Genomic DNA, 2,664 nt, shown 5'->3' with positions numbered 1-2,664 from the left:
TGGGCGCCTTCGTGTGTTTCGTGCTGTGGCGTGCGGCCCGTTCGGCGTCGTCGGGTGTGCCCGGTCGCTTCCAGGCAGCGGTCGAAATGCTGGTCGAAATGGTGGACAACCAGGCCAAGTCGGTGATCCACAACGCGAACAGCCGCAAGCTGGTGGCCCCCTTGGCGCTGACCGTGTTTGTCTGGATCTTCATGATGAACTTCATGGACATGCTGCCGGTCGATTTCCTGCCAGCCATCTGGCATGCCGTCGGCCCGGCCATGGGTGCGCCGGACTACCTCCGTGTGGTGCCTACCGCCGACTTGTCCACCACCTTGGGCATGTCTGTCTCGGTGTTGCTGCTCTGCCTGTTTTACAACATCAAAATCAAAGGCCTGGGCGGATGGACGCACGAACTGGTGACGGCACCGTTTGGTACCAGCAAGAACCCGATCGCGGCGCTGCTGCTGGGTGTGATCAACTTCTCCATGCAAATGATCGAGTTCGTGGCCAAGACGGTTTCCCACGGCATGCGGTTGTTTGGCAATATGTTCGCGGGCGAGTTGGTGTTCATGCTGATTGCGTTGCTGGGCGGTTTTGCTGCCTTCTCGCTCAGCGGCGGTCTGTTCTTTATCGGACACATCATCGCCGGCACCGTGTGGACCATCTTCCACATCCTGATCATCACCTTGCAAGCGTTCATCTTCATGATGCTGGCCCTGATTTACCTCGGGCAGGCGCATGACGCTCACTGACGCGCAAATCTGCGCTGTGCATTGATTTTTCTCTCTCGTTGTTTCTCGTTTCTTTCTTTTTTATCTCGTTTATCTCATAGGAGTCATCATGGAAAACGTTCTGGGTCTTGTCGCACTGGCTTGTGGTCTGATTGTGGGTCTGGGTGCTTTGGGCGCCTCGGTTGGCATCGGCATGATGGGCGGCAAATTTCTGGAATCTGGTGCGCGTCAGCCTGAGCTGATGAACGACCTCCAGACCAAGATGTTCCTGCTGGCCGGTCTGATCGACGCGGCCTTCCTGATTGGTGTGGCTATCGCCCTGCTGTTCGCCTTCGCCAACCCCTTCACGCTGGCGTAATGGGTTTGGCTGCCGCCGGTGACGGCGCGGCCCGCTGCGTTGCAACTGCTCGCACGGGGCGATCCGTCCACGACGTTGTGGCAGCCAGTGCATCACCACTCATGTCAACACACAGAAAGGCGTTGCGATGAACATCAATGCAACCCTCTTCGCGCAGGCCATCGTCTTTGCGATCCTGGTGTGGTTCACGATGAAATTCGTGTGGCCACCCATCGCCAAGGCGCTCGATGAGCGTGCGTTGAAGATTTCCGAAGGTCTTGCGGCATCCGACAAGGCCAAGTCCGAACTGGCCGTGGCCAACAAACGGGTGGAAGAAGAGTTGAGCAAGTCGCGCAACGAGTCTGCTACCCGTCTGGCCGATGCCGAACGCCGTGCCCAGACCCTGATCGAAGAGGCCAAGGCCCGCGCCGGCGACGAAGCGACCAAGATCGTCGCCGCTGCTCGTCAAGAAGCCGAACAGCAGGTGATCAAGGCCCGCGAAGCGCTGCGCGAAGAAGTCGCAGCCTTGGCGGTCAAGGGCGCCGAGCAGATTCTCAAGCGCGAAGTCAATGCCGGCGTTCACGCCGACTTGCTGGGGCGCCTGAAAACCGAGCTCTGATGGCGAACCCCCGTTCGCGCACCCCGGTACAGCTTGGTATCGTCACGAGGCACTAAAAGGTAGACCATGGCCGAAATCGCCACCATTGCCCGCCCTTATGCGGAAGCGTTGTTCCAGTCCGCTGGCAGCGACGTGGCCAGCACCGCAGTCTGGCTCGACGAACTGGCCGCTGTGGCCAGCAACGAACAACTGCGCCAGTTCGCCGACAGCCCAAAAGCTTCGGCGGAGCAGGTTTTTGACGTCGTGCAGGGTGTGCTGAAAACCCCGCTGACCGAAAAGGCCGCCAATTTTCTGCGCGCCGTGATCGACAATGGTCGCATCGCCGCGCTGGCGGAAATTGCCGAGCAGTTCCGTGCGCTGAAAAACGCGCAAATGGGCACGTTCGACGCCGTGGTGTACAGCGCTTTCGATATCGACAGCGCGGCCCTGGCCGATCTGTCCGGTGTGCTGGAAAAGCGTTTTGGCCGCAAGCTCAATCTGCAGGTTCAACTGCAGCCCGAGCTGATCGGTGGCGTTCGCGTGGTGGTGGGTGACGAGGTGCTCGACACGTCGATCAAAGCCCGCCTGGATCAAATGAAGGTGGCCCTGACGGCCTGACGGTCCGTTCATTGGTCATGCCCGCATCACATTTAATGAAAGAAGGAAAGAGTCATGCAACTCAATCCCGCTGAAATCTCCGAATTGATCAAGTCCCGTATCGAGGGACTGGGCGCAGCTAGCGATGTGCGCAACCAGGGCACCGTGGTGTCGGTGACCGACGGTATCGTCCGTGTCCACGGCCTGTCCGACGTGATGCAGGGCGAAATGCTGGAATTCCCGGCCAACAAAGATGGCGTGCCATCCTTCGGCCTGGCCCTGAACCTCGAGCGCGACTCGGTCGGCTCGGTGATTCTGGGTGAATACGAACACATCTCCGAAGGTGACACCGTCAAGTGCACGGGCCGCATTCTGGAAGTGCCGGTCGGTCCCGAGCTGATTGGCCGCGTGGTCAACGC

4 protein-coding genes and 1 pseudogene are annotated in these 2,664 nt (G+C 59.6%); all 5 read left to right on the top strand.

From position 1 onward, the window contains the following. The coding region (gene atpB / locus ABYB95_RS20995) for a F0F1 ATP synthase subunit A (RefSeq protein ID WP_372661473.1) at positions 1-734 on the top strand (734 nt) is incomplete at its 5' end. An 88-nt stretch (positions 735-822) separates the two neighbouring features. Further along, positions 823-1,071 carry a F0F1 ATP synthase subunit C gene (atpE, locus tag ABYB95_RS20990; RefSeq protein WP_077334647.1) on the top strand — a complete coding sequence of 83 codons (249 nt, stop codon included), beginning with the start codon at positions 823-825 and terminating at the stop codon, positions 1,069-1,071. Positions 1,072-1,198: 127 nt separating this feature from the next. Then, positions 1,199-1,669 carry a F0F1 ATP synthase subunit B gene (locus ABYB95_RS20985; protein WP_372661469.1) on the top strand — a complete coding sequence of 157 codons (471 nt, stop codon included), beginning with the start codon at positions 1,199-1,201 and terminating at the stop codon, positions 1,667-1,669. Between the two features lie 66 nt (positions 1,670-1,735). Then, complete coding sequence (locus ABYB95_RS20980; RefSeq protein WP_372661466.1) at positions 1,736-2,266, top strand: F0F1 ATP synthase subunit delta; 531 nt, start codon at positions 1,736-1,738, stop codon at positions 2,264-2,266. 54 nt (positions 2,267-2,320) lie between these two features. Next, positions 2,321-2,664 (top strand): annotated as a pseudogene (locus ABYB95_RS20975) (F0F1 ATP synthase subunit alpha); the annotation flags it as partial.

This window comes from Hydrogenophaga sp., assembly GCF_041633695.1.
Classification (GTDB): Bacteria; Pseudomonadota; Gammaproteobacteria; order Burkholderiales; family Burkholderiaceae_C; genus Hydrogenophaga.
Note: the sequence above shows the minus strand (reverse complement) of the source record. Positions and strands in the feature narration are given on the sequence as shown.

What these genes read in the sequence shown, in the direction of transcription:
- atpE (WP_077334647.1), top strand. Translation starts at nt 823, where the DNA reads ATGGAAAACGTTCTGGGTCTTGTCGCACTGGCTTGTGGTCTGATTGTG.
- ABYB95_RS20985 (WP_372661469.1), top strand. Translation starts at nt 1,199, where the DNA reads ATGAACATCAATGCAACCCTCTTCGCGCAGGCCATCGTCTTTGCGATC.
- ABYB95_RS20980 (WP_372661466.1), top strand. Translation starts at nt 1,736, where the DNA reads ATGGCCGAAATCGCCACCATTGCCCGCCCTTATGCGGAAGCGTTGTTC.